Below are 26,310 nucleotides of genomic sequence, written 5' to 3'. Positions count from 1 at the left end.
TAATGCACGGCCGCCGACGGGCCGCCGCATCGTGGGAGTGGTGCGGTGCGGCCCGGCCCCGCCCCCGTTTCCGCTCAGGTCACGTTGGGGCGGGGCCCCGCCGCCCCGACCGCCACCACCGCGCCGAGCCCGGCCATGAACGTGATCGGCAGGTTCATCAGCACCGAGAAGGTCGCGGCGAGCACCAGCCCGGCGCTGGTGATGACGCCGCCGGTGGTGGTCAGCCTGTAGTCGATGCCGAGCGCGACCAGGAAGATGAAGCCCAGCAGCACGGGCGCGGCGACCGCGCGCAGCAGCAGGATGAGGATCATCAGGACGACCAGCAGCACCAGCGGGATCACCAGCAGGCGGTCGCGGGACGCGCCCTCGGAACTGTCGAGCGCCTCAGCGGCCGGAGGGCGGCGCGGGGGGCTGGAAAACGCAAAAAGCGGGCCCTTCCCCAGTGGAGGTCTGGGGAAGGGCCCGAGGGAGACAGTGCACCCAGAAGCCGGTTTCTGGGGCGCTGATCACGGGTGCCTGGCGGCTCCCGTCATCAAACCTGCTCCCACAGAGCCGGCACATTGGCCGGGGTCCAACCAGGCTGGGCCTGGTGGGCCTGGATGCAGCGGTACTGCACACCGTTGTAGGTCACGGTGCTGCCGACCTGGTAGACGGTCCCGGCGGCCCAGGTGCCCGTGGGCGGGTCCGGGTCGCCCGGGTCACCGGGGCCGGGGCCGCCGGTGCCGGTGTGGAGCGTCAGGCCGTACACCTGGAGGATCTCGTTGATCGGCTGGTAGAACGTCGTCCCGCCGCTGGAGCAGTTGCCCGAGCCGCCGGACGTCACGCCCTGCGCCTGGGAACCGGAGATGTACGAGCCGCCGGAGTCACCGGGCTCGGCGCACACGGTCGTCCGGGTCACCCCGGTGATGGTGCCCTCGGGGTAGGTGACGCTGGTGTTGTGCTGCGAGATCGTCCCGCAGTGCCAGCCGGTCGTGGAGCCGGAGCGGCACACGGGCTGGCCGACCTGGGTGACCGTGGAGCCGGCGACGGTCGGGTCGGCGACCCTGCCGTAGCCGTTCACCTTGTTGGTCGAGGTCCACTGGCTGTTGGCCGAGACCCAGGCGTAGTCGTTGCCCGGGAAGCTGGAGCCCTGGAAGCTGCCCAGCGCGACACGGTTGTGCCCCTGGACGGCCGTGCCCGCGCGGCCGCAGTGTCCTGCGGTGGCGAAGCCGTGCGTCCCGCTGCGCGTGATCGGGAAGCCGACCGAGCAGCGTCCGCCCATGTAGTAGGCGTCGCCGCCGCGGATGTCGTAGTACGTGCGCGGCTTGACGTCGGACCGCTGGATGGCGACCTTGTCGAGGCTGACCCCGACCGCCTTGACGAGAGCGCGTGCCTTGGCGGGAGAGGAGCTCTGGAGCACGACCTTGTTGCTGCGGACGTCCACGAACCAGACCGGGGTGTGGGCCGGTCCGTTGTTCTGCATGGCACGATCCAGCTGGGCCTTCGCGGCGTCGAGCTCGGCGAGGCTGTGCTCGACGACCACGGCGCGGGCGCCGTGCGCCGCGATCTCGGCCGCCTTGGCGGGGTTGGTGGTGGCGACGTTGAGCGTGCCGCCGGTCTTGCCGGTCACGTAGCTGCCGGAGTAGCTGCCGGCCAGGCGGACCTGGAGCTTCCCGGCCTTGGCGCCGGTGTCGACCTGGTTGGCGAGCGCCTGCTTGGCCTGGGCCTGGGTGAGCCCGAGGTCGCGCTGCATCGCCTTCAGCAGGTCAGCCGAGGCGGTCGCGGCATTGGCCGCCGCCAACGGCTTGGTGTAGGAGCCGGGGGGTTTCTGGTAGGAGCCGGGCGGCTGGGCCGTCGCGGTGCCCTGGATGCCGGCGAGGCCCAGCGCGCCGACGGCGATTACGGCGACCCGAAGGCCGCGTCTGTGAGACATCGTCTCTCCTTGTGTGGGGGTGCGGCAAAGGTAGATTGCCTTTGTGCAGGTGAGAAAGCCTCTCCCCGGCTGTGTTCTGGCGAGTTGTCGCCGGTGTCGATCTTCGCCACCAATCCCACTTGCCCGGCCCGGCCAATCGGGCGGAAAATCAAAGAACTCCATTTGAGCGTGCGAAGATCACGCGCGCGGTGGAAAATGTGCGGCCGCCGCAGCCGCTGAGGCAAGAATTTGCGGGTTTCGGACGCGAGCTGGGCCCTCCTTGGACGGGTCGGATGGCCGCGTTCCGCGTGGATAGTGCTCAGAGGCTTGGCTGCCCCACGCCTTTGCTGGATAATCCGTCCATGTCTCCCGCGTCCGCTGCAACCGACGAGAATCCATTCGCGGCTCTCGGTATCACCACTCTGCAGCAGTCCCTTTACAGCACGTTGCTGCATCACCCCGGAACCACATTCGGTGAACTGGCCGAGTTGTCGGACGAACCCCGGCCGCGGCTGGCCGGGCTCCTGAAAGAACTCGAAGCGCTCGGCATGGTCGGCATCGACGCGTCCACCGACCCGAAGTACTTCCCCTACCCGCCCGACGCCGTCGTCGAGACGCTGATCCGCCAGCGGGAGACGGAGTTCATCCGCGCGCGCATCGAGGCCAAACGCCTCAGCGGCGACCTGCTCGCCGCCGAGCAGCGCACGAATCCGCAGAAACTCGTCGAGATCATCGACGGGATGGAGGCGGTGGTCCAGCGCTACGAGCAGGTCCAGCGCAGCGCGGTCAAGCACGTCAAGGCCATCGACAAGCCGCCCTACGCCGTCGACCCGAAGGCCCCGAACGAGGTCGAGCGCGAGCAGATCGGCCACGGCGTGGAGTACCGCGTCATCTTCACCCCGGACGCGCTCGCCATTCCCGAGAAGCTGGAAATGGCCCGGCAGGACGCCATCATCGGGGAACGCGCCCGGGTGCTGGAGAGCGCGCCGACGAAACTCATCATCGTGGACGACGAAATGGCGCTCATGCCGCTGCGGGGCGACGACCCCGGAATCAGCGCCGTGATCCGTCCCTCGACGCTTCTCGACATTCTCATCAATGTGTTCAACACCTGCTGGGAGCAGGCCACCCCGCTGCAGGGCGACAACGAGTCGGGGGACGTCTGGCCGCGGCTTTCCGAGGCCGACCGGCACCTGCTGACGCTGCTCGCCGCCGGGCTCAAGGACGAGGCGGTGGCCCGCCACACCGGAATGGGCGCGCGTACCGTGAGCAGGCACGTCGCCCGCCTGCTCCGCACGCTCAACGCCCGCACCCGGTTCCAGGCGGGCGTCCACGCCGCCCGCCGCGACCTGGTCTGACGGCGGAATCGCGCCGGACGCGCCGCCCGGGCTGGCGGCGGACGCCCGACCCGAATGTCAGAGGCGCACCTCGCGGCGGGAGGTGACGTTGAGCTTGCGCAGGATGTTCGCGACGTGCTCCTCGACCGTCCGGCGCGACAGGAACAGCGCCTGCGCGATCTCGCGGTTGGTGCGCCCGCCCGCCAGCAGCCGGGCCACGTCCCGCTCGCGGGGCGACAGTTCGTTGCCGTAGCCGCGGCGGCCCCGGCGGGACGGGGTGGCGGCGCCGGTGCCGCGGACGAGGTGGCGGCAGCGGGCGGCGTCGATGGGGGCGCCGAGCTTCTCGTAGGAACGTGCCAGCTCGCCGAGCACGTCGGCGTCGGCCGGCTCGCCGCGGGCGGCCTGCTCGGTGAGCCGGGCCGTCAGGTAGGGCAGGCCGAGGCGCTCGTAGCGGCGGATCGCGGACGCGAAGAGGCGGGCGGCGGCGGGGTCCCCGGCGGCGCGGGCGAGCTGGGCGCGGCAGGCGTCCAGGGCCGCGGCGGCGAGCGGGGCGTGCAGGCCGTCGAGCCCCGCGCGCAGGTCCGCCACGAGGGTGCGCGCGTCGTCGTGGCGTCCGCCCGCCAGGAACGCCTCGACGGCCTGCGGCGCCAGATCGCCCGCCCACACCCACAGGCCCTTCCGGCGGAGCAGCGCGGCCCCGCGGCCGGCGTGCGCGCAGGCGGCGGCGACGTCGCCGCGGTCCAGCAGCATCCTGACCATGCCGCCGGTCGCGGCGTTCGCGACGGGGATGATGGCGGAGTCGGGCTGGGACATGCGGGTGGCCTGGTAGCAGGCTTCGGCCCGGTCCCAGTCGCCGCGGACCGTGGCCAGCCAGCCGAGGACGAGCTGCAGCTCGCTGGCGACGGGCAGCAGGTAGGTGTAGGTCTGCGCCATCCCCTCGGCGCGCTCCTCCAGCCCGTCCCACGCGCCCGCGAGCCAGTCCAGCCGGATCTGGGTGGTCTTGGCGGTGCCGGTCACGTACGGGGCGCCGGCCTGCGTCGCGAGGGTGAGGCCGATGTGTAGGTGCTCCCACGCGTGCGGGTAGTCCCCGATCCACGAGCACGAGTCGGCCAGGTTGCAGTGCGACCGCGCCAGCTCCCGCGTCCGCTCGGCGTCGCCGGGCTCCGACGGCGCGGGCAGCAGCGCGATGCGGTCCCTGGCCCGCGGGTCGCCGGCGATCAGCCGGGCGCCGACGGTGTTGGCGAGCAGCGACGTGCGGAGCGCGCCCTGCGGGAGCTCGCCGAGCGCGTCGTCGACCTCGTCCAGCCAGGCGCGGCTCTCGGCGATCGGCGTCGTGCCGAGGTAGGGCAGGGCGAGGACGGCCATCCCGCGCAGCCGCCGCGCTGGATGGTCGCGCAGCGAGCCGATGGCCAGCTCGATGTGCGCGCGGCCCCGGTCCATCTCGCCCGTCCGGCGGACGAGCAGCAGCCCGAGCCACAGCCGCACCTCGCCGCGGACCGCGTCGGTCAGCCGGGGGTCCGACAGCAGCCGCTCGATCTGGGTGATCACCCCGTCGTGGTGCAGGCCGGTGAGGGCGTGCTGGCACAGCTTGGTGGCCAGCCGGTTCACGTCCGCGGCCGGGACGGACGGATCCGCGACCGTCGCGCAGAGCAGGTCGATCGCCGTCGAGGCGTCCCCGGCCGCCACCGAGGCGTCGGCGGCGTCCTCGCTGTGCCGGAGCCAATCGGCGAGCAGCCCGGCGTGCTTGGCATGCGCGGCGAGCCGCACCAGCGGCGGCGGGTCGCGCCGCGCCAGCGCCCGCAGCGCGCGCAGGTGCAGGTCCTGGCGGTACGGGCCGGGCAGCGCGTCGTACACGGCGCGCTGGGCCAGCGCGTGCCGGTAGCCGTACTCGTTCTCGGCGGTCTCGACCAGCACCGCGCCGTCGAGCAGCCGGGTGACCTGCTCGTGGTCCCCGGTCCCCGCGACCTCGCGCAGCAGCGCCGCCGTCGCCGGGACGCCGAGAACGGCCGCCGCCTCCGCGAGCGACCGGGCGGCGGCGGGCAGCGCGTGCATGCGCTCGGCCATCGCCTCCCGCAGCAGCGCGGGCACCTCGACGTTGTCGAGCAGCCGCCGGGCCGCGGCGCCGTCGAAGCGGACGCCGCCGTCGAGGTCGCGCAGCGAGTACGTCATCTCCTCGACGACGAACGGGATGCCCGCGGTGCGCTGCCGCAGGATCTCGGCGAACCCGGCGGGCACCGTCCGCCCGCCGAGGATGGCCCCGACCAGCCCGCGGACGGCCTCGGTGTCCAGCGGCCCGAGGACGAGGTGCGCGGCGGTGGTGCCGGGCGGCGGCCGGAACGCCCGGCCCAGCGGCGCGTCCGCGGGCAGGTCCTCGCGGCGGAAGGTCACCACGAGCGACAGGCCGGGCGGCGGGTTCGACATCACGAACCGCAGCAGCTGGCGGGTGCCGTCGTCGGCCCAGTGGACGTCCTCGATCACCAGCACCGCGCGGCCGAGCGCGGCGAGCAGGTCGCGGACCGCGCGGAACAGCCGGTGCCGCTCGGCGGCCGGATCGCCGAGCGGGTCGGGCGGGGGAGGGAGCCGGTCGGCCAGCTCGGGCAGGTAGGGGCGCAGCGCGCCCGTGACCGCGCTCGGCTCGGTGAGCCGGTCGCCGCAGGCGCGCAGGCACTCGAAGATGACGCCGTACGGGAACGGGTCGCGCAGCGGCTGGCAGTACCCGACCGCGATCCACGCGTCGTCGCCCGCGTCGCCCTCGTCACCCGCGTCGCCCGTGCGCAGGCCGTTGACCAGCTCGGCGACCAGCCGGGTCTTGCCGACGCCCGCCTCGCCCTCGACGAACGCGACGGACGGGAAACCGGCGATCGCGGTCGCGAGCGTGTCCAGCTCCGCCGCACGCCCGATCAGCACGGGCGAGCCGGTGCGGACGGAAACGGTCGACCGCCCGGACCGTCCGCGCCCGTTCACGCGTCCACCGTCGTCGGTCATTCTTCGCTCCCCGCCGGAAATGCCACGCGCGAGGTGACTGCGCCCCGAGCACCAGCGTGGATTCCAGAGGATAAGCGTCACTGTGCGTTTCCGGAACCCCGTGAATCGTGATTCTTAATCCCGTATCTCTACGGGGCGTTGCCACGGTTGTTCAGCGCTGATCGGCGGCGGATTGTAGCCGCCGAGTGGCCGCCCGCTCCCCAACCCCCACCTGAATGGCCACTCGTCCGGACGGCCGGAAACCGTTCGGATCAGGACGAAGGAGTGGTCATGCCAGCCACATGGCGAATTCCGGCGCGAACCGAAGGGAGGACCATGCGCGGCGCACCGCTGGCCGCGGTCCTCATGGCCTTCGCGTGCGTCGCCGCGCTGCCGGGCGGCACCGCCGCCGCGGACGAGCCGGAGGGCACGGTGACGCGGGCGGACAGGCCCGTCGCCGGCCAGTACATCGTGGTCCTCCGCGACGGCGCCCCGGCGGCCGCCCAAGGACAGGCCGCCACGCTGACCAGGCGTTACGGCGGGCTCGTCCGCGCCACCTACACGGTCACGCTCAACGGGTTCGCGGTACGGAACATGTCCGCGAAGCAGGCGCGGCGGCTGGCGGCCGACCCGTCCGTCAAGGCCGTGTACGAGGACGGAACCGCGCGTGCGGCGGGCGAGCAGCCGAACCCGCCGTCCTGGGGTCTCGACCAGATCGACCAGAAGACGACCAGCCTGGACAAGAAGTACACCTATCCGAACACCGCCGACGGCGTCACCGCCTACGTGATCGATTCCGGGGTGAACAAGGGCCACGCCGAGTTCGAGGGGCGGGCGTCCTACGGCTACGACTTCGTGGACGACGACGCCGACGCGTCCGACTGCTTCTGGCACGGCACCCACGTCGCCGGGACGATCGCCGGCAAGACCGTCGGCGTCGCGAAGAAGGCGAAGGTCGTCGCGGTCCGCTCGCTCGGCTGCGGCGGCAGCGCGCCGGACTCGGCGACGGTGAGCGCGATGGAGTGGGTCGCCGCCAACGGCAAGACCCCGGCCGTGGTGAACATGAGCCTCGGCATGGACACGGTCGGCGTCGGCGACGAGCAGGTGAAGGCGCTGGTGGCGAAGGGGTTCGTGGTCGCGGTGGCCGGCGGCAACAACGGCCAGGACGCGTGTGGCACCAGCCCCGCCCGGGTGCCCGAGGCGATCACCGTCGGGTGGATCAACCAGGGCGGCAGCCGCAGCGGCAACTACGGCACGTGCCTCGACCTGTTCGCGCCGGGCGGCAACATCTACTCGTCCGACCACACCGGCGGCTTCCGCACGGGCAGCGGCACGTCGATGGCGACGCCGCACGTCGCCGGCGCTGCGGCCATGTACCTCCAGGCCAACGGCGGCGCCACGCCCGCGCAGGTGGAGGACGCGCTCGTCGACAACGCCACCCCCGGCCTCGTCACGAACCCCGGGAGCGGCTCGCCGAACAAGCTGCTGTGGACGGGCTTCATCGGCGGCGGCACGACGGCGTGCGGCACCAAGGCCAGCGACGAGGACGTCGACATCCCGGACCCGGCCCCGGACGGCACCCCGCGCGCGGCGGTCGGCAGCACGATCGTCCAGGACGGATGCGAGGGCGCGGCGCCCGCCGCGCTGCCGGTGAAGGTGGACATCGACCACGGCTACACCGGCGACCTGGTGATCGACCTCGTCGCCCCGAGCGGCGCCGTCCACAGCCTCAAGAAGGCGGGCGGCGTCTCCGAGTCCGGCGGGCTGCACAAGACCTACACCGTGAACGCGTCCGGTGAGAAGGCCAACGGCGCCTGGAAGCTGCAGGTCCAGGACGTGTACCGGTTCGACACCGGCAAGCTCACGGGCTGGTCCATCACCTTCTGATGATCACTCCCGTTCCCGTCACCCCCATCAGCAGAGGGAACCCGAAGGAGAACTCCCGAATGAGAGCACCCCGAATGAGGGCACCGCGGCTGATCGCGCCGCTGGCCGTCGTGCTGGCCGCGTCGATCCTGCCCCTGACCGGCCCGGCCGCGGCGGACCAGCCGCGCCCGCGCAGCGCCGCGGCCATCCCCACCGACCAGCTCCAGCCCGGCACGACCCCCGCCCCGGGCATCGTCAACGGCCAGCGCGCCTCGTACAAGGACCACCCGTCGATCATCGCCGGGCTTCGGGTCGGCGGCGGCGGGCCGCAGGGCGCGTCCTGCACGGCCTCTGTCGTCGGGAAGCGGACGATCCTGACCGCCGCGCACTGCATGATCGACGTCACCGGCGCGAAGAGCTACGTGTACGGCGACGACGACCTGAACAGCTCGGGCGACGAGGTCTTCCGCACGAAGGTGGCGAAGTTCGTCACGCACCCGCAGTACCAGCAGCCGAACGACTGGCGGAAGGGGTACGACGTCGCGGTCGTCACGACGGAGGACGACATCCCGGTGCCGCAGAGCCAGTGGGCGAAGGTCGCCGGGTCGGGCGACAGCGAGCTCACCCAGCCGGGCAAGTCCGGTGTCGTGCTCGGGTTCGGCAAGCACCAGCCGGGCGAGCTGTACAAGACCACGCTGCCGGTCAACGACCCGAACGGCTGCCAGGTCTTCGACGTCCGGGTCAACGGCGACGTCATGCTGTGCACCGGGTACGACGACGGCCACACGGGGATCTGCTCCGGTGACAGCGGCGGCCCGTTCACCGTGGACGGCGTCGTCGTCGGCGTCGTGTCGTGGGGTGCGGGCACCTGCGACCGCTACGGGATCATGGCCCGGCTGACCAACGAGATGGGCGACTGGGCGAAGAAGACCATCGGCACCGAGCCCGGCGACGGGACGTTCGGCGTCGGCGTCAGCCCGGCGTCCGGCAAGGTCGAGCCCGGCAAGCACGTCTCCACGACGGTCACCAGCCAGCCCGGCACGCAGGGCGCGGAGAAGCTCGACCTGTCCGCGTCGGGGCTGCCCGCCGGTGCGACGGCGACGTTCCAGCCGTCCGCGATCGAGGCCGGCGGGACCGCCAAGCTGACCGTCCAGACGGCGGCGGACACCCCCGAGGGCACCTACAAGATCACCATCGGCGCGAAGGGGGCGTCCGGGACGAAGACCTCCGACTACACGCTGACCGTCGGCGCGGGCGGCGACACCGCGGGCCCGCAGGTGGCGATCTCGCCGGCGTCCGGCACCGTGCAGCGCGGCGGGTTCGCCAATGCGGCGATCACCGTCACCGGCGGGACGGGCGCGAGCCGCCTGAGCGGGTCCGGGACGGGCCTGTTCCTCGCGCCGTTCTTCAACCCGCCGTCCGTCGAACCGGGCGGGACCTCGCAGGTCACCGTCATCGCCCCGTTCACGCCGGGCACCTACAAGATCAACATCACGGCCACGGACGGCGCGTCGAGAACCGGCGGCGGCGTCTACACCCTCACCGTCCAGTGACCCCGGATCGGTGAGCCTGCGGGCTGGGGCCGCAGGCCGGCGGGCCGCGCTCTCCTGACCCGCGGCCCGCCGGACTGACCCCGCGGCCCGCTGCGCCGCGACCCCGCGACCCGCCTGGCCGCCCGGTGTGGGGGACGGCCCGGTGGGTCGCGGCCGGGCCCGGTGCCAGCCCTCACCGGGCCCGGCCGCATGTCACTCGTCAGGCCGCATGCCAACCGTCAGGCCGCATGCCAACCGTCAGGCCGCCGTGGCGGCCGGGGTGTAGTGGGACGCGTCGTCGCCCTCCACCAGGTAGCTGCGCTGCCCGTCGACACCGGCCGGGACGTCGCCCGCGACGGTGACGCGGTGCAGCAGGCGCGGCAGGTCGCCGTAATCGTCGGGCGCGTAGTGCTGCGTGATCCGGTTGTCGAACACGATCAGGTCGCCCGGCGCCCACACCCAGCGCAGGATGTTCTCCGGGCGGGTGACGTAGGACTGCAGGATGTCGAGGATGGCACGTCCCTCGCGCTGGGACGACAGCCCGACGATGTTCTGCGCGAACCCGCCGATGAACAGGTTCCGCTCGTCCGACTCGGGGTGCACGCGCACCACCGGGTGGGCGGTCTTCCATGTGCGGGACACGAACGCCTTGCGGTGCTCGGCCGCCTTGGCGGGGTCGACGCCGCTCTTGCCGGGCTTGACGTAGTCGTAGTCGTTGGTGTGGACGGCCCAGAGCCGGTCGGCGAGCTCGCGCAGCTCGTCGGGCAGGTCGCGGTAGGCGGCGGCGGTGTTGGCGATGAGGGTGTTGCCGCCGTAGGGCGGGATGACCAGGCCGCGCAGCGTGCTGATCTTGGGCGGGGTGCGGACGAAGGTGACGTCGGTGTGCCAGTGGTTGGCCCGTCCCGACTCGCTGTCGACGGGCAGGATCTCGGGACGCCCGTCCACGGCGGGGACGGTGGGGTGGGCGCCGGTGAGCGCGCCGAAGCGCGAGGCGAAGGCGACCTGGTCGTCGTCGGTGAGGTCCTGGCGGCGGAAGCCGAGGACCTTGTGCTCCAGGAGCGCGGCGTGGATCTCGCCGAAGATCGAGTCCGACAGTTCGCGGACGTCGACGCCCGTGATCTCCGCTCCGATGCGCCCGCCGATCCTGCGGATGTCGAAGTCGGACATGCATGCACCTCTTTCTCGTCGTGGGGGAGGTTCTCGTGGTGGGGAAGGAGGAACGCGCTGTCCCTAGAGCGAAGCACGGCCCCGAGGTATAGTCAACAATTCCTATCGTTTGAGTGGGAAATAGGTGAGGCTCTTGACCTCGACGGCCAGAACGGGCGGCACGGGAACGACACGACGACGATTCATCTCCACGCTCGCGGTGGCGGCCGCCGCCGTCCCGGTCACCGCGGCCTGCGGGGGCGCGGCGGGAAGCGCCCGGCGCACGAGCACCCTGCGCTACCAGGGCTGGACGGGCCAGGTCACGCTGCCGGAACTCGCCGCCGACCTCGGCCACCTGGGCGACGTGCGGCTGAAATGGATCGGCAACACGATCAGCGGGCCGCAGGACGTCCAGTCCGCGGCCACGGGCCAGGTCGACTTCGGCGGCGCGTTCAACGGCGCGGTCGTCAAGCTGCAGGAGGCCGGGGCGCCGATCACGGCCGTCATCGGCTACTACGGCACCGACGAGCTGTCCTACAACGGCTTCTTCGTCCTGGCCGACAGCCCGATCAGGTCCCCCCGCGACCTGATCGGGAAGAAGGTCGGGATGAACACGCTGGGCGGCCACTCGCAGGCCGTCCAGGACCTCTACCTGCGCCGCAACGGGCTGTCCGGCGGCGACATCGCGAAGGTGGAGGCGCTGGCGGTGCCGCCGGTCACCATGGAGCAGTCGCTGCGGCAGGGGCAGTTGGACGTCGCCGCGCTCAACGGGATCTTCCGCGACAAGGCGATCGCGTCCGGCGGCGTCCGCACGCTGTTCAAGGACCTCGACTTCCTCGGCGAGTTCACCGCGGGTTCCTACGTCTTCCGCGACGACTTCGTCGAGCGCAACCCCGACACCGTCCGCGCCTTCACGGCCGGGGTCGCCAGGACCATCGAATGGTCGCGGGAACGGCCGCGCGCCGAGGTGGTCGACCGCATGACCAAGATCCTCCGGTCGCGGGGACGCAACGAGAACGCCGACGCGCTCCGGCACTGGAAGTCGTGGGGCGTGGCGGGCGCGGGCGGCGTGATGACCGACCGGGAGTTCGACACCTGGCGGGCGTGGCTGGAGGACGTCGGCCAGATCAAGAAGGGCGAGGTCAAGGTCGCCGACCTGTACACCAACGAGTTCAACCCGTACGCGGGCGGGAAGGGCGGACGATGACCCCGAAGGCCCCGAAGACCTCGAAGACCTCGAAGACCTCGAAGATCAGCGTCGCCGGTGTCGGGAAGGCGTTCGCCGTCCGGGGCGGCGGCGAGGTCACCGCGCTCCACGACGTCCGGCTGGACGTGGCGGACGGCGAGTTCCTCGTCGTGGTCGGCCCGTCCGGGTGCGGCAAGTCCACGCTGCTCGATCTGATCGGCGGGCTGGCCGCGCCGACGTCCGGGCGGATCCTCATCGACGGGACGGAGGTCACCGGCCCCGCCCTCGACCGGGGCATCGTGTTCCAGCAGTACGCCCTGCTCCCGTGGCGGACGGCGCTCCGCAACGTCGAGTTCGGACTGGAGGCGGCGGCGTCCCGGACCGGGCTCCGCCGCCGCGAGCGGGCCGAGATCGCCCGCGAGCACCTCGACCTCGTCGGCCTGTCCGGGTTCGCGGACCGCTACCCGCACGAGCTGTCCGGCGGCATGAAGCAGCGGGTCGCGATCGCCCGCAGCCTCGCCTACGACCCCGACGTGCTGCTCATGGACGAGCCGTTCGCCGCTCTCGACGCGCAGACCCGCGAGTCCCTCCAGGACGAACTGCTGCGCATCTGGGCCCGGACGGGCAAGACCGTCGTGTTCATCACCCACGGCATAGACGAGGCCGTCTACCTGGGCGGACGTGTCGCCGTGCTGACGGCGCGGCCCGGCACCGTGAAGGAGATCGTCGGCATCGACCTCGGACCCCGCGACGACGACGCGGACGTCCGGTCGAGCCCCGAGTTCGCGGCGCACCGCCACGAGGTGTGGTCGCTGCTGCGCGACGAGGTCCAGACGGCACAGCGGCTGACCGTCCCGGCGCCGCGGAAGGAGGAGGTCCACCATGGTTAGCACCGCGAAGGCGCCCGCGCTCACCGAGCCCGAAGCCGCGCTGCCCCCGACTCGGTCGCGCCGCCCGGCGATCCCGCGAGCCGTCGCGACGACGACCACGGTCCTCCGGCGGACGGTCGCGCTCGTCGCGTTCTTCGCCGGCTGGGAGCTGGCCCCGCGCGCCGGCCTGGTCGACCCGATCTTCCTGCCGCCGGTGTCGGAGGTCGTCCCGGCGCTGTGGGACCTGGCCGAAGGCGGCCAGCTGTGGAGCAACGCCCGGACGAGCCTCGTCCGCTCGCTGTCCGGGTTCGGGCTGGCGATCGCTCTGGCGGTGCCGCTCGGCCTGCTGATCGGCTGGTACCGGCCGGTCGCGGAGCTGCTGAACCCGCTGCTCGAACTGTTCCGCAACACCGCCGCGATCGCGCTGCTGCCGGTGTTCATCCTGATCCTCGGCATCGGCGAGACGTCGAAGGTGGCCATCGTCCTGTACGCGTGCACGTGGCCGATCCTGCTCAACACGATCAGCGCCGTCCGGACCGTGGACCCGACGCTGGTGAAGTCCGCGCGGTCGCTGGGGCTGCCCGCGCCGCGCATCTTCCAGAAGGTCATCCTGCCCGCCGCCGTCCCGACGATCTTCACGGGTATCCGGCTGGCCGGGGCCACCGCCGTGCTGGTGATGATCGTCGCGGAGATGGTGGGCGCGAAGGAGGGGCTCGGGTTCCTGATCAACTCGTCCCAGCAGAATTTCGCGATCGCCGACATGTACGCCGGGATCGTCGCGATCTCCGCGCTCGGGCTGCTGTTCAACCATCTGCTCGTCCTGATCGAGCGCCGTTTCACGCGCTGGCGCACCGAAACCGGGCGCTAAGCCGACTCTTACCTCCAAGTCATGTGTTGACGCCGCCGTCCGTCTGTATCATTCTTTCTCGACCAAACATGTATAGAAAGTAGGGGAGGGCTGCAATGTCCGGACGCAGGGCGGCGTCGGCACTGGGGCTGGCGGCCATCGTCGTGGGGGCGGCGGCGGGATGCGGCGGATCGGCCGGGGCCGGGGGCGGGAAGGTCCGGCTGTCGCTGGTGGCCTACTCCACGCCGCAGGCGGCGTACGAGGCGATCATCAAGGAGTACCAGAAGACCCCCGAGGGGAAGGGCGTCACGTTCACCAAGTCCTACGGCTCGTCCGGCGAGCAGAGCCGGGCGGTGGCGTCCGGGCTGAAGGCCGACGTCGTCGCGCTGTCCCTGGAGCCGGACATGACGCGGCTGGTCGACGGCGGCCTCGTCGCCGGCGACTGGAACACCGGGCCGGAGAAGGGGATGGTCACCGACTCGGTCGTCGTCCTGGCGACCCGCAAGGGCAACCCGAAGAACGTCAAGTCCTGGGACGACCTCGTCAAGCCGGGCGTCGAGGTCATCACGCCCAACCCGTTCACCTCCGGCGGGGCGCGCTGGAACGTGCTGGCGGGCTACGGCGCCAAGGCGAACAAGGGCACCGACAAGGCGGCCGGTACCGCCTACCTGCACGTGCTGTTCAAGAACGTCCCCGTCCAGGACTCCAGCGCCCGCAAGTCGCTGCAGACGTTCGCGGGCGGCAAGGGCGACGTGCTGCTCGCCTACGAGAACGAGGCCATCTTCGCCAAGCAGAGCAACCAGCCGCTCGACTACACCGTGCCCGACTCGACGATCCTGATCGAGAACCCGGTCGCGGTGACGAAGAAGAGCGCCCACCCGGCCGAGGCCCGCGCCTTCCTGAAGTTCCTGTACGGCAAGAAGGCGCAGGAGATCTTCGTCAAGAACGGCTACCGGCCGGTGGCGGACGGCGTCCCCGGCGCCGAGCAGTTCCCGCGTCCGGCGGGGCTGTTCACCATCAACGACCTGGGCGGGTGGAAGACCGTCTCGGACGAGTTCTTCGACCCCAAGGGCAGCATCATGGCCGACGTCGAAAAGGGCATCGGCGTCTCGGTGGAGGGCTAGGGCTCCTCCGATGAGCGAGACGACGAAGAGCCCCACGGCCGTGGTGGACGAGAAAGTCGAGACGGCCGGCCCGGACTCCCCACCGGGGAGGAAGGGCCGGTCGGCCGGCCTGAGCGGGGCGGGCGGCACCGCGCTCGGCGTCGGCACGGCGACCATCTTCCTGAGCGCGGTGGTCCTGATCCCGCTGGCCGCCGTGATCTGGAAGGGCGCCTCGCAGGGCCCCGGCGGGTTCTGGGACGCGATCACCACCCCCGACGCCTGGGCCGCGCTGAAGCTGACCGTCATCGCCTCCCTGGTGGTGGCGCTGGTGAACCTGGTCATGGGCACGCTGATCGCCTGGGTGCTGGTGCGCGACTCCTTCCCGGGGAAGGGCCTGCTCGACCTGCTGATCGACCTCCCGTTCGCGCTGCCCACGATCGTCGCGGGCCTGGTCCTGCTGACGCTGTACGGGACCGACAGCCCGCTCGGCGTCTCGCTGGCCTACACCCGGACGGGCGTCGTCGTGGCGCTGCTGTTCGTGACGCTGCCGTTCGTGGTCCGGACCGTCCAGCCGGTCCTGCTGGAGCTGGACAAGGAGATGGAGCAGGCCGCCGCGTCGCTCGGCGCCGGCAACTGGACGATCTTCCGGCGGATCATCCTGCCGAACCTCGTCCCGGCCATGCTGGCGGGCACCGCGCTGGCCTTCACCCGCGCCGTCGCGGAGTTCGGCTCGACGGTGCTGATCTCCGGGAACGTCCCGTTCAAGACGCAGGTCGCGGCCGTGCACATCTTCGGGCAGATCGAGAGCGACAACACCGCCGCCGCCGCGGCGACGTCGACGGCCCTGCTCGTGCTTTCGCTGCTGGTCCTGCTGTCGATCGACCTGCTGCGCCGATGGGGGGCCCGCCGTGGCTAAGCACGGACTGCGCGTGATCGTCCTGGCTTACCTGCTGTTCCTGCTGATCCTGCCGGTCGGGCTGATCGGCTGGCGGACGTTCGGCGACGGCCCGGGCCCGTTCATCGACGCGCTCACCTCGCATTCGGCGCTGCACGCCTTCCAGGTGACGCTCGTCGTCGCGGGCTGGGCCGTCGTGCTGAACACGCTGTTCGGGGTGCTGGCGGCGCTGCTGCTCGTCCGGCACACCTTCCCGGGGAAGCGCCTGCTCAGCGCGCTGATCGACCTGCCGCTCGCGGTGTCCCCGGTCGTCGTCGGGCTGGCGCTGATCCTGGTGTACGGCGCGTTCAGCCCGGCGGGCGGCTTCCTGGAGGGGCGCGGCATCCAGATCATCTTCTCCACGCCCGGGATGGTGCTGGCGACGGTGTTCGTCTGCCTGCCGCTCGTGGTGCGCGCGATCGTCCCGGTCCTGGAGGAGATGGGCGACGAGCAGGAGCAGGCCGCGCAGACGCTCGGGGCGGGCGGGTGGCAGACGTTCCGCCGCATCACCCTCCCGAGCATCCGGGCGGCGCTCGGCTACGGCATCGTCCTCTCGCTGGCCCGCGCGCTGGGGGAGTACGGCGCGGTCGCCGTCGTCTCCGGCCGGACGGTCGACGAGACCCAGACCCTGACGCTGTTCGTCGAGGAGCGCTTCGAGAACTTCGACGTGCAGGCGTCCTACGCCGCCGCGCTGGCGCTGGCGGTGATCGCGGTCGCCAGCCTCCTGGCGACCAAGCTCCTGCGACCGAAGGACGGCACCTGATGGCGATCGAGATCCGAGATGTGAACAAGTCGTTCGGCGAGGCCGCCGTCCTGAAGGACGTGTCGGTGGACGTGGCGTCCGGCTCGCTGACCGCGCTGCTCGGCCCGAGCGGCGGCGGCAAGTCGACCCTGCTGCGCGTGATCGCGGGACTGGAGAGACCCGACTCGGGTCAGGTGCTGATCTCCGGCAAGGACGCGACCCGGCTGCCGCCGCAGCGGCGCGGCGTCGGGTTCGTGTTCCAGCACTACGCGGCGTTCAAGCACCTGACGGTCTTCGAGAACGTCGCGTTCGGGTTGAAGATCCGCAAGCGTCCGAAGGAGGAGATCAGGAAGCGGGTGGGGGAGCTGCTGGAGCTCGTCCATCTCGACCAGTTCGCGGCCCGGTACCCGGCCCAGCTGTCGGGCGGGCAGCGCCAGCGCATGGCCCTGGCCAGGGCGCTGGCCGTCGACCCGGAGGTGCTGCTGCTGGACGAGCCGTTCGGCGCCCTCGACGCCCAGGTCCGCAAGGAGCTGCGGACGTGGCTGCGCCGCCTGCACGACGAGGTGCACGTCACGACCGTGTTCGTCACCCACGACCAGGAGGAGGCGATCGAGGTCGCCGACACGATCGTGGTGCTGGCGGACGGCGTCGTCCAGCAGGCCGGGGCGCCGGGCGACATCTACGACAACCCGGCGAGCCCGTTCGTGATGAAGTTCCTCGGGCCCGTCACCGAGATCGGCGGGCGGCTGCTGCGGCCGCACGACGTCGAGCTGTCCGCCGAGCCCGGGCCGGGGACGAGACCGGCGGTGATCACGCGGGTGGTGCGGCTCGGGTTCGAGACGCGGGTGGAGTTCCGGGTGCGCGAACCAGGTGAGCCGGGAGAGTCCGCCCAGGAAAGTCCCGCGTGGGCGCAGATGACGAGGGAGTCGGCCAGGCGGCTGTCGGCGGAGGCCGGGGCCGAGGTGCATGTACGGCCGTCCGCCCGGGCCGCCACGGTTCCAGCGAGCTGATGCGACCTGGGACCGGGGAGCATCACCTTGTACGTCACCGCCCGCACCAATTACGCGATGCGCGCCCTGCTGGCCATGGCGGCCGCGGGGCCGGAGCCGATCAGCGCCCCCGCTCTTGCCGAGGCCGAGCAGATGCCGTTCACCTTCCTGCAGACGATTCTCGGGGAGCTGCGGCGGTCGCGGCTCGTGGTCAGCCAGCGGGGGCACGACGGCGGATACCGGCTGGCGAGGCCTGCGACGCAGATCACGGTCGGGGAGGTGGTGCGGGCCATGGACACCACCTTCGTGTCCGCGGACGACACCGCGCATCCACCCGGCCAGCGCCCGGCGTCAGGTGCCGCGGCGCACTTGGAGCAGCTCTGGCGCGCCGCGGACACCGCGCTGCGGCGCGTCCTGGACGAGACCACCCTGGACGACCTCACCCAAGGCCGGCTGCCCGCCCACGTGCGGGCCCTTGCCGACCCGGCTCCCCAAACGACTATCCAGATTGATTAAGTAGGAAATACCTGGGATGCTGGTCCCATGAGTTCCCGGGCCTCGCTCTGGTCCCGGCGGCACGTCGACCTCGGACGGCTGGCCGCCGGGCTGTGTCGCCGCGCCTGACCGCCGGCAGACCGAACGTCCAGAGACCGTCGAAGGTCCAGAAACCCAGGGAACGAAGCACATGACCATCAGCACGACGACCGCATCGCGGGGATCCGGCCTGGCCGGCACAGTCGCCGACCTGGCCGGACGGTGCGACGAGTGGCTGCCGCGGGTCCGGCTGGACCCGCGCGGCCGCTGGTACGAGCGCCTGCACCGGGACGCCGGGCAGGAGATCTGGCTGATCAGCTGGCTGCCCGGCCAGAGCACCGGCCTGCACGACCACGGCGGATCGCGCGGCGCGTTCGCCGTCGCGCTCGGCAGCCTGGAGGAGCAGGACCTGAGCGGCGTCCGGGAGGTCACGCCCGGACGGGCCCGCGCGTTCGGCTCCGACTACATCCACGAGGTGCGCAACGTCTCGACCGCGCCCGCCGTGAGCGTCCACGTCTACTCGCCGCCGCTGTCGACCATGAACCGCTACGACCTCGTCGGCGACCGGCTGGTCCGGCTGGCCACGGAGGAGGCCGCGCAATGGTGAGCCGGGCGGTGGTGACGCGCGCAGGGGTGACACGGCCGGCGCGCACGATCGACGAGGTCCTCGCCGACGCCCGTGCCCGGCTCCAGAGGGTGACCCCGGAGGCGGCGCATGCCCGGTGGCGGGAGGGCGCTCTGCTGGTCGACATCCGTCCGGCCGCCCAGCGCGCGGACGAGGGCGAGGTGCCGGGCGCGCTCGTGATCGAGCGCAACGTCCTGGAATGGCGGCTGGACCCGGCCTCCGACGCGCGCATCCCGCAGGCCACCGGGCACGACGTGCGCGTGATCGTCCTGTGCTCGGAGGGCTACACGTCCAGCCTGGCGGCCGCCGCGCTGCAGGACCTGGGCCTGGCGCACGCGACCGACGTGGCCGGGGGCTTCCACGCCTGGCGGGCCGCGGGCCTGCCCGCCACCACCGCTTAGAACGGCGTCAGGCCGCCGCGGCCTCTTCGACTTCGGTGGCGGTCTTCTCGGCCGTAGCGGCCTGGCGGCGGTGCTCCCGGATCGAATGGGCGAGGGCAGTGGCCCACAGCAGGTAGACGGCGGCGTACACCGGATAGCGGACGGCGCCGGGCGCCTCGACCCAGTCGCTGGTGAGCAGCGTGCGCGCGTTCGTCAGGATGATCAGCCCGCCGACCGCCGAGCCGAGGACGCGCGGCGGCAGGTGCCGGACGAGCCACGCCGCGATCGGCGCGGCGACGACCCCGCCCGCCAGCAGCGCGCCGGCCCAGGCCAGGTCGATCCCGGCGGTGCCGAGGCCGGTCAGGAAGCCCACGCTGGCGGCGACGGCCACCAGGAACTCGCTGGTGTCGATGGAGCCGATGACCTTGCGGGGCTCCAGCCGCCCGCTCGCCAGGATGGCGGGGGTGCCGACCGGGCCCCAGCCGCCGCCCCCGGTGGAGTCGACGAACCCGGCGACCAGGCCCAGCGGGGAGAGGAAGCGCCTGCGCAGCGGCTTGTCCAGGTTCCCGGTCGGCAGCCCGGCGAAGGTGAAGCGGGCCAGGACGTAGGCGCCGAGCCCGAGCAGGATGATCGCCATCAGCGGCCCGGCCACCTCCGTCGAGATCCAGGACAGGAAGGTCGCGCCCGCGAAGGCCCCGACCGCGCCGGGCAGGCCGATGCGGGCGACGACGCGCCAGTCCACGTTGCCGAAGCGCCAGTGGGCGGTGCCGGAGACCAGCGTGGTGCCGATCTCCGCGAGGTGGACGGTGGCGGACGCGGCGGCCGGATTGGTGCCCGTGGCCAGCAGCAGGGTCGTGGAGGTGACGCCGTAGGCCATGCCCAGGCTGCCGTCGACGAGCTGGGCGCCGAGGCCGACCAGCGCGAGCACGAGCAGAGACCGCATCTACCCTCCAATGTGGACTTCACATACTAAACAAGTATGGATTACCTGTATAGCAGACTCGTCCGCCCTCGCGTCAACCGTCGTATTTCCTATCTAACTGGTTGACTTAGGTGGAAATATGACGGACGATTGGGCGCGTGAATCAAGGTGAAGTCCTCGTCGCGCGGCTGCACGTCGATCTGCGACGGCAGGCCGGCGCGCTGTGTTACGGCCGCTGACCCGCATCCCCACCGGTTCTGACGGCTGACCCGAGGACTCATCATGACGATCATCAACAGCACCGATCCGTCCGATCGCGGCCCGCGCGACCGCGTCATCGACCTCCGCCACCTCGACGACCTCCGCTTCGACGACGTCGAGGTGTACCTGCGCGACCCCGAGCCCGAGGTGCGCGACGCCGCCCTCGGCGCCCTGATCAAGAGCGCCCGCGCCGGCCGCGCCCCGCACGGCGCCGGCGACGCGCTGGCGTGGGCGCTGGCCGACGAGCACGAGGACGTCCGGCGCAGCGCCGCCGGCGCCCTGCGCGACCTGCCCGAGCTCTACCTCGCCGACGACGGCGTCAAGGCGCTGATGCTGGCCGCCGCGCGCGGGCGGGAGCCGTTCGTCCGCGAGATCGCCGCCGAACTGCTCACCGGCCTGACCGAGGCGGCGGCGGACCTGTATGCCCACGGCCTGGACGACGGCGAGGCCCATGTCCGCGTCCAGGCCGTGACCGGTCTCATCGCGCTGCACGCCGTCGGCCGGGTGGTCGAGGCCGCCGACGACCCGGCCCGCGAGGTCCGGGTGGCCGTGGCCGAGGGGCTGGCGCGGCTCGCGCGGCCCGAGGGGCTGCCCGCGCTGGCGTACCTGCTCACCGACCACGACCCGGTCGTCCGCATGGCCGCGCTGGACGCCGCCGCCGAGCTCGGCGTCCCGGAGGACCTGGAGCTCCGGGTGGTGGCCGCCCTCCTCGACGACACGAGCCGGCAGGTGCGCCGGACCGCCGCCGTCGCGCTGGCGCAGGGCGACCCGGACGGCGCCGTCCCGCCGCTCATCAGGGCCCTGCGCGACCGGACGGTGGACGTCCGGCGGGCCGCGGTCCGGTCGCTGGAGCAGTGGGCGGCCGAGCGCCCGGAGGTCCTCGCCGCGCTGACCGAGGCTCTGGCCGATCCGGACCCGGGCGTCCGCACGCAGATCCGCTGGGCACTCGCCTGACGCCTGCCGCCTGACGCTTGACGACACCGAATGGCAACAGCCCAGCTCGTCACGCCGTTTTCATACTTTTCCAATCTGGTTAATCGAGTAAGGAAGGTGCACGGAATGGGAGAACGGCGTGACGCCGGCGGGGCGGGTCTCAGCAGGAGGGAACTAGCCGCGGCCGGGGCCGTGGCGGCCGGGGTCGCGGCGGGCGCGGCGCTGCCGGGCGGCACCGCCTCGGCACAGGCGGCCGAGCGGGAGTTCCGGGCCGACCCCGGCCGCGGCCGGCCCGCCCGGCCCAACATCCTGGTCGTCATCGGCGACGACCTGGGCTGGGCCGATCTGAGCAGCTACGGCTCGCCCCACATCAGGACGCCCCATCTCGACCGGCTGGCCCGCGAGGGCGTGCGCTTCACCCAGGGCTACTCGGCGGCGGCCGTCTGCTCGCCCACCCGGTTCGCGCTCTACACCGGCCGCTATCCGGGACGGCTCCGCGGCGGCCTGGAAGAACCCATCGCCCGTCCGGACAAGCTCACCGGGATCCCGCCCGAGCATCCCACCCTGGGGTCGCTGCTGAAGGGCGCCGGATACGCCACAGCCATGTTCGGCAAATGGCACTGCGGCTTCCTGCCCTGGTACAGCCCCGTCAAGTCCGGCTGGGACGTGTTCTTCGGCAACCTCTCCGGAGCCGTCGACTACTACTCCAAGGTCTCCGGCACGGGCGTGGACCTGTACGAGGGGGAGGTGCCCGCCGAATCGCTCGACTACTACACCGACACCCTCGCCGACCGCGCCGCCGACTTCATCCGCCGCGACCACGACGGGCCGTGGCTGCTGAACCTCAACTTCACCGCCGCGCACTGGCCGTGGGAGGCGCCCGGCGACCGGGAGGTGAGCGCGCAGATCACCGCACGCGTCAAGGCGGGCGACTCGCGGGCGCTGTGGCACGACGACGGCGGCTCCCTGGACACCTACCGCAAGATGGTCGAGAGCCTGGACGGCGCAGTAGGGCGCGTCCTGCGCGCCCTCCGCGCCACGGGTCAGGACAGGGACACGATCGTCCTGTTCAGCAGCGACAACGGCGGCGAGCGCTTCTCCTACCAGTGGCCGCTGTCCGGCGGGAAGGGCGGGCTGAACGAGGGCGGCATCCGGGTCCCGAACATCCTGCGCTGGCCCGCCGCGATCCGTCCTGGCCAGGTCAGCCACGTGCCCGTCATCACCCACGACTGGACCGCCACCCTGCTGGACGCCGCCGGCGTGCGTCCGGGCGACGGGCATCCGCTCGACGGGCACAGCCTCGTCCCGTACCTGCGGCAGGGGGCCGGGCCGCCGCGGCGCGACCTGTTCTGGCGGACCAAGGAGGAGCGGGCGCTGCGCCGCGGCGACTGGAAGTACCTGCGCACCGCCTCCGGCGAGACGCTTCACAACCTGGCCGCCGACCCCCGCGAACAGGCCGACCTCGCCCGGCGGCACCCTTCCGTCCTCGCCGAGCTGCGCGCCTCCTGGGAGAACATCGACAGCGGCCTGCTGCCCTACCCCTAGTAGTAGCCCTCGCCCGCCAGGAGCACGCTGCTGAAGAAGGCGGCCCTGCCGACGTCGTCGACCCGGTCATGGTGTTCCCCGGCCCGCGAGAACTCCATGAACAGATCGGGCGCGATCACGGAATCGCCGTGCGCGTCCACCTCGGTCCCGGCGGTGAGCGTCTCGATGACGTCCTGGGCCGGGGTGCTGAAGACGTCGAGCCCGGAGTAGGCGACGGTGTCCCGCGCCTCTCCGGGCGCGTGGCGCGGATTGGGGTTGGCGATCTCGATCGCCACGACGCGTCCGTCCTCGTCGGCGTAGACGAACCCGGAGAGCCGTCCGGCGGGGCCGTTGAAGAACAGTGCGCCGGGCTCGTCGGGGGCGCGCCGGAAATCCTCCACGTCGAGGAAGCCCAGGCCCTGGAGCGCCGATCGAGTTTCCGCCAGGGTCGCTCCCAGCAACATGGGAGGAACCCCCTGTTCGGGACGCAGTTCGAACTCCATCGTGCTCCCCCTGTGGTCGAAGTCAAGAGCGTGGACGGGGCTCACGATAAACCGCCGCCGGTCCACGCGTGGCCTTCTTGGCGACAACCATTTCGAAACCGCCCCCACTCGCTCTGACCAGGCATTTCAAATCTCGGGCCCGGTATGGAACGGTCCTTGTCAAAAACGCGCATTGACCTGTGGTGATCAACGATTGACAGTGCTCGGGGGCGCGGTTACCATCCGGTCAGATGGTGATCTTCGTCCATTGAGCGGGCCGGAAAGGATCGGATCCGGGGCGCTCGCCTCTTTGGTCGCTCCCAATCCCCTAAGAGGAATTCGCATGCGCAAGGGCAGCGCAATTTCCGCCTTGGGTGCCGCAGCGCTCGCCGTCCTGGCCGCGGTGTCCCCCGCAGCCGCGTCCGCGCCGGGGCCCGTCCCCGGCCCCGACCCCATCTGGATCGAGATCGTGGCCATGAACGGCCCTGGCTGCCTGCCCGGTACCGCCAAGGCCGTCCTCTCGGACGACGTTGACGCCTTCACCATCACCTACGCGGACTTCACCGCCCGGGCGGGTGGCGCGTCGGCGCCGGCCGACGCACGCAAGATCTGCGCGCTGTCCCTGAAGATGAACGTCTCGCTGCGCTTCACCTACGCGATCTCGCGGACGGACTACCGGCTGGGCGCCGACCTGCAGCGTGGCGCGAAGGCCACCCAGAAGGCGGGCCGCTACTTCCATGGCTCCTCGTGGCCCTACGTCACCACGTTCGACCTGGCCGGCCCCCGGGACGGCGAGTTCCAGGTCACCGACCTGGTGCCGGAGGACCAGCTCGTGTGGAAGCCCTGCCACGTGGAGCGGAATCTCGGCATCACCACCGAGTTGCGCGTCGACCTCGGAACCTCGGACCCGTCGAAGGTCAGCTCCATCTCCATGAACGCCGACGGCGGCAGCAGGACGACGTACCACCTCGCCTGGAAGCTGTGCCCCGAGCGGCCATAGCGGCCGCCCGCGAGTAATTGGTTTGTGCCCGACGCGCTGATCACAAGCTTTTCCGCATACCTATCAGCGCTGAACACGGACCGTTGCGGCGCCAAGTCGCGGTCGGTCCCGGGACGCACGGCCACCACCCGGACGAGGTTATCCATCGGGTGGCGAAGGGCCATGTGTTCACCATGTGCATTCCGAGCCTGAACGGTCTGTTGGGGCGAATGGGTCGAGCGGGAACGGGATTCCGTCTAAGATCAAGCCGGTGTGCAGGCGGGCGGCGGATTCGCGAGTGGCGGCGGCCGGGTTCGATTGCGCGAGCCGCCGGCGGCGACCCGCGTCCACATCGGAGAACGGCCCGCTGACCAGGGATCCTTCCGTTCCCGGAGCCGGTTTAGGGGCCGGTTCGGAGGCCCCGGCACCCCGCTGGCCTGCCGGTTTGGCACGATGCAGAAAAGTTCGCGGGGCCGTGGGAGTGCGCAGGTCAATGAGGTGAAACAGTTTTCATCTGGGCTAACGGTAAGCCAGATGTTCCTTGCGCGTGGTGACCGGGCGATTAACTATGGCCTAGTCGTCCCAGAGGGAAGGGTTCCGGAGGTGGTCGACGGCTCGATCCCGCACTGGTGAATCGACATCGGCGTGCTCTTGATCGCCGGATCCTGACGACTTCCCCCGCAGTGCCAGGCCGACCTGTGAGAGCGGACACCATGACGAATGATCTCCTGTCCCTGTCGACGAACGAATTCATCGGCGGTATCGAGACGGTCGCCCCTCGATTCGATTCCGCGAGCTACCCTCAGCAGAACCTTCCCGCCGACGACTGGACGCTGCTCACGAAGGCCGGCGTGCTGCTGCCGACCCTGCCCAAGAAGTACGGCGGCCGGGACGATCACGCCGAGATGTGCGATGTCGTGGAGACCCTCTCCGAATGGAACCTGGCGCTCGGCGTCTACGTGATAGTGAACACGGCCTTGGCGCTCCTGCCCGTCGTGAAGTGGGCCGGAGAGGAGGTCAAACAGGAGATGCTGCCGCTGTTCGCCGGCAGCGATCCGATGAAGGCCGGGCTCGCCGCCACCGAACCGGGGGCCGGCTCGGCCCTGTCCGCCATGACGACCACGTTCGAGGAGGTCGACGGCGGCTACCGGATCCGCGGCCGCAAGCACTGGCAGGCCCTCAGCTCGTCCGCGCACTGGTGGCTGGTCGTCGCGAAGAACGCGCACCGCCACGAGTACGGCTACTTCGTCGTCAAGCGCAGCGAGGGGTTCCGCACCGTCGAGCTGTACGAGGCGCTCGGCCTGAAGCTGCTCGACTACGGGGTCAACGACATCGACGTGGTCGTCCCCCGGCATCGGCGGATCAACGCCGAGGAGGCGGGCCTGTCCTCCGTCGACCTGTTCATGGTGTCGCGGGCGCTGCTGGCGGCCGCGGGGTCGGGGTTCCTGCGCCGCATCAGCCGCGAGGCGCACGCCTACGCCGAGGGCCGCCGGATCGGGCGGAAGGCGCAGTCCAAGATCGGGTTCGTCGGGTACCGGCTCGCGGCCATCGACACCTCCGCCACCATCTGCGAGGCGCTCAACCACCACGTCCGGACGGCGCTGAACTTCAAGGCCGACATGACCCCCGCGTTCCCGGCGGTGCAGGCCCTCAAGACCGTCGCCACCGAGCGGATGGTCAGCGCGGCGCAGCACTACCAGCAACTGACCGGCGGCGAGGGGTACCGCTGCGGATCGCCCACCAACATCGCAGGTCAGGCCTTCCTGGACTCACGGGTCTTCACCGTTTTCGACGGCAACAACGACATGCTCAGCCAGCAGCTCGCCGCGTACTGCCTGACCCGGCGGGCCGGCCGCCCCCTCAGCGGATTCCTGGCCGAATGGCCGCTCACGGCGGCCGGCGTCGCGGCGCTCCGGGTGGACCTGCGCTTCCTCGACCAGCGCCTGGCCCAGGAACACCAGGTCCTGGCCGGCCGCGCCATCGCCTACCTGTTCGCGATCACCCGCGTCCTCGACTGGGCCGCGGCGACCGGCGCGGACCCGGGCCGGGTCTGGCCCGCCGTCGAGTTCCTCCGGAACGACATCGCCGGCGTCGCCGCGGAGTTCCGCCTGCTGGCCACCGGAATTCTCGACACCGGCGGCAACGGCGGCGGCACCGGCGGCACGGCGCGGTCGGCCGCCAACGGGCACGGCGCTCCGTCCAGGTTCCCGTTCCGGCGCGGCCAGGGCTGGGGCGAGGCGGCGGCCGCCGCCGTCGACTGACGG

General features: G+C 71.6%; 24 protein-coding genes. 18 read left to right on the top strand and 6 right to left on the bottom strand.

All coding sequences use genetic code 11. The features are described from left to right. Window positions 1–74: 74 nt before the first annotated feature. Window positions 75–341 (bottom strand): hypothetical protein, encoded by a 267-nt coding sequence (locus ACH35V_RS30305; protein WP_395977469.1) that lies wholly within the window; start codon window positions 339–341, stop codon window positions 75–77. Window positions 342–532: 191 nt separating this feature from the next. After that, window positions 533–1,912, bottom strand: a complete 1,380-nt coding sequence (locus ACH35V_RS30300; protein WP_395977467.1) for a carbohydrate-binding protein — start codon at window positions 1,910–1,912, stop codon at window positions 533–535. A 272-nt stretch (window positions 1,913–2,184) separates the two neighbouring features. Here ACH35V_RS30300 and ACH35V_RS30295 point away from each other — a divergent pair, with 272 nt between their 5' ends. Next, window positions 2,185–3,249, top strand: a complete 1,065-nt coding sequence (locus tag ACH35V_RS30295; protein WP_395977703.1) for a helix-turn-helix domain-containing protein — start codon at window positions 2,185–2,187, stop codon at window positions 3,247–3,249. A 57-nt stretch (window positions 3,250–3,306) separates the two neighbouring features. Here ACH35V_RS30295 and ACH35V_RS30290 read toward each other — a convergent pair whose 3' ends face one another. After that, window positions 3,307–6,213: an ATP-binding protein gene (locus ACH35V_RS30290; RefSeq protein ID WP_395977465.1), complete on the bottom strand. Its 2,907-nt coding sequence runs from the start codon at window positions 6,211–6,213 to the stop codon at window positions 3,307–3,309. Between the two features lie 315 nt (window positions 6,214–6,528). On the opposite strand from ACH35V_RS30290, the gene ACH35V_RS30285 reads away from it, so the two are divergent. Both ACH35V_RS30285 and ACH35V_RS30280 read left to right on the top strand, forming a co-directional pair. After that, complete coding sequence (locus ACH35V_RS30285; RefSeq protein WP_395977463.1) at window positions 6,529–8,079, top strand: S8 family serine peptidase; 1,551 nt, start codon at window positions 6,529–6,531, stop codon at window positions 8,077–8,079. A gap of 74 nt (window positions 8,080–8,153) precedes the next feature. After that, window positions 8,154–9,611 carry a trypsin-like serine protease gene (locus tag ACH35V_RS30280; protein ID WP_395977461.1) on the top strand — a complete coding sequence of 486 codons (1,458 nt, stop codon included), beginning with the start codon at window positions 8,154–8,156 and terminating at the stop codon, window positions 9,609–9,611. Between the two features lie 237 nt (window positions 9,612–9,848). Here ACH35V_RS30280 and ACH35V_RS30275 read toward each other — a convergent pair whose 3' ends face one another. Beyond that, window positions 9,849–10,757 (bottom strand): TauD/TfdA dioxygenase family protein, encoded by a 909-nt coding sequence (locus tag ACH35V_RS30275; RefSeq protein ID WP_395977459.1) that lies wholly within the window; start codon window positions 10,755–10,757, stop codon window positions 9,849–9,851. Window positions 10,758–10,890: 133 nt separating this feature from the next. On the opposite strand from ACH35V_RS30275, the gene ACH35V_RS30270 reads away from it, so the two are divergent. The 10 genes from ACH35V_RS30270 to ACH35V_RS30225 all read left to right on the top strand — a co-directional run bounded on the left by ACH35V_RS30270 (window position 10,891) and on the right by ACH35V_RS30225 (window position 18,966). Beyond that, window positions 10,891–11,943: an ABC transporter substrate-binding protein gene (locus tag ACH35V_RS30270; RefSeq protein WP_395977457.1), complete on the top strand. Its 1,053-nt coding sequence runs from the start codon at window positions 10,891–10,893 to the stop codon at window positions 11,941–11,943. Beyond that, window positions 11,940–12,812, top strand: coding sequence for an ABC transporter ATP-binding protein (locus ACH35V_RS30265; RefSeq protein ID WP_395977455.1), 873 nt, complete (start codon window positions 11,940–11,942; stop codon window positions 12,810–12,812). Before ACH35V_RS30270 ends, ACH35V_RS30265 begins: the two co-directional genes overlap by 4 nt. After that, entirely contained in the window at window positions 12,805–13,659 is an 855-nt protein-coding gene (locus tag ACH35V_RS30260; RefSeq protein ID WP_395977453.1) for an ABC transporter permease, read from the top strand. Before ACH35V_RS30265 ends, ACH35V_RS30260 begins: the two co-directional genes overlap by 8 nt. 95 nt (window positions 13,660–13,754) lie before the next feature. Further along, entirely contained in the window at window positions 13,755–14,762 is a 1,008-nt protein-coding gene (locus ACH35V_RS30255; protein WP_395977451.1) for a sulfate ABC transporter substrate-binding protein, read from the top strand. Window positions 14,763–14,772: 10 nt separating this feature from the next. Beyond that, the gene (gene cysT / locus ACH35V_RS30250; protein ID WP_395977449.1) at window positions 14,773–15,657 is read left to right on the top strand and encodes a sulfate ABC transporter permease subunit CysT; all 885 of its coding nucleotides are present in this window, start codon (window positions 14,773–14,775) and stop codon (window positions 15,655–15,657) included. Then, the gene (locus ACH35V_RS30245; RefSeq protein WP_395977447.1) at window positions 15,650–16,438 is read left to right on the top strand and encodes a sulfate ABC transporter permease subunit; all 789 of its coding nucleotides are present in this window, start codon (window positions 15,650–15,652) and stop codon (window positions 16,436–16,438) included. Before cysT ends, ACH35V_RS30245 begins: the two co-directional genes overlap by 8 nt. Then, window positions 16,438–17,427 carry a sulfate/molybdate ABC transporter ATP-binding protein gene (locus ACH35V_RS30240; RefSeq protein WP_395977445.1) on the top strand — a complete coding sequence of 330 codons (990 nt, stop codon included), beginning with the start codon at window positions 16,438–16,440 and terminating at the stop codon, window positions 17,425–17,427. Before ACH35V_RS30245 ends, ACH35V_RS30240 begins: the two co-directional genes overlap by 1 nt. Before the next feature lie 27 nt (window positions 17,428–17,454). Next, entirely contained in the window at window positions 17,455–17,922 is a 468-nt protein-coding gene (locus ACH35V_RS30235) for an RrF2 family transcriptional regulator (protein WP_395977443.1), read from the top strand. A 169-nt stretch (window positions 17,923–18,091) separates the two neighbouring features. Next, window positions 18,092–18,547 carry a cysteine dioxygenase gene (locus tag ACH35V_RS30230; protein WP_395977441.1) on the top strand — a complete coding sequence of 152 codons (456 nt, stop codon included), beginning with the start codon at window positions 18,092–18,094 and terminating at the stop codon, window positions 18,545–18,547. Next, window positions 18,541–18,966, top strand: a complete 426-nt coding sequence (locus ACH35V_RS30225) for a rhodanese-like domain-containing protein (RefSeq protein ID WP_395977439.1) — start codon at window positions 18,541–18,543, stop codon at window positions 18,964–18,966. Before ACH35V_RS30230 ends, ACH35V_RS30225 begins: the two co-directional genes overlap by 7 nt. 7 nt (window positions 18,967–18,973) lie before the next feature. On the opposite strand, the gene ACH35V_RS30220 is transcribed toward ACH35V_RS30225, so the two are convergent. Further along, window positions 18,974–19,888, bottom strand: a complete 915-nt coding sequence (locus ACH35V_RS30220; RefSeq protein WP_395977437.1) for a sulfite exporter TauE/SafE family protein — start codon at window positions 19,886–19,888, stop codon at window positions 18,974–18,976. A 137-nt stretch (window positions 19,889–20,025) separates the two neighbouring features. Between ACH35V_RS30220 and ACH35V_RS30215 the strand changes: the two genes are divergently transcribed. The 3 genes from ACH35V_RS30215 (at window position 20,026) to ACH35V_RS30205 (ending at window position 22,606) form a co-directional block, all read left to right on the top strand. After that, complete coding sequence (locus tag ACH35V_RS30215; protein ID WP_395977701.1) at window positions 20,026–20,106, top strand: putative leader peptide; 81 nt, start codon at window positions 20,026–20,028, stop codon at window positions 20,104–20,106. A 43-nt stretch (window positions 20,107–20,149) separates the two neighbouring features. Beyond that, window positions 20,150–21,082, top strand: a complete 933-nt coding sequence (locus ACH35V_RS30210) for a HEAT repeat domain-containing protein (protein ID WP_395977435.1) — start codon at window positions 20,150–20,152, stop codon at window positions 21,080–21,082. Window positions 21,083–21,187: 105 nt separating this feature from the next. Continuing rightward, window positions 21,188–22,606: a sulfatase-like hydrolase/transferase gene (locus ACH35V_RS30205; RefSeq protein ID WP_395977433.1), complete on the top strand. Its 1,419-nt coding sequence runs from the start codon at window positions 21,188–21,190 to the stop codon at window positions 22,604–22,606. Here the strand turns inward: ACH35V_RS30205 and ACH35V_RS30200 are convergent. Then, on the bottom strand, window positions 22,603–23,088 hold the full coding sequence (locus ACH35V_RS30200) for a hypothetical protein (protein WP_395977431.1): 486 nt from the start codon (window positions 23,086–23,088) through the stop codon (window positions 22,603–22,605). The genes ACH35V_RS30205 and ACH35V_RS30200 overlap by 4 nt on opposite strands. Before the next feature lie 322 nt (window positions 23,089–23,410). On the opposite strand from ACH35V_RS30200, the gene ACH35V_RS30195 reads away from it, so the two are divergent. Together ACH35V_RS30195 and ACH35V_RS30190 are read left to right on the top strand one after the other, a co-directional pair. After that, window positions 23,411–24,067 (top strand): DUF4360 domain-containing protein, encoded by a 657-nt coding sequence (locus tag ACH35V_RS30195; RefSeq protein WP_395977429.1) that lies wholly within the window; start codon window positions 23,411–23,413, stop codon window positions 24,065–24,067. 692 nt (window positions 24,068–24,759) lie between these two features. Further along, window positions 24,760–26,307 (top strand): acyl-CoA dehydrogenase family protein, encoded by a 1,548-nt coding sequence (locus ACH35V_RS30190; protein WP_395977427.1) that lies wholly within the window; start codon window positions 24,760–24,762, stop codon window positions 26,305–26,307. Window positions 26,308–26,310 lie beyond the last annotated feature (3 nt).

It is taken from the genome of Actinomadura sp. 1N219 (assembly GCF_044326405.1).
In the GTDB taxonomy this organism is placed as follows: domain Bacteria; phylum Actinomycetota; class Actinomycetes; order Streptosporangiales; family Streptosporangiaceae; genus Spirillospora.
This window is presented reverse-complemented; position numbering and strand designations above follow the sequence as displayed.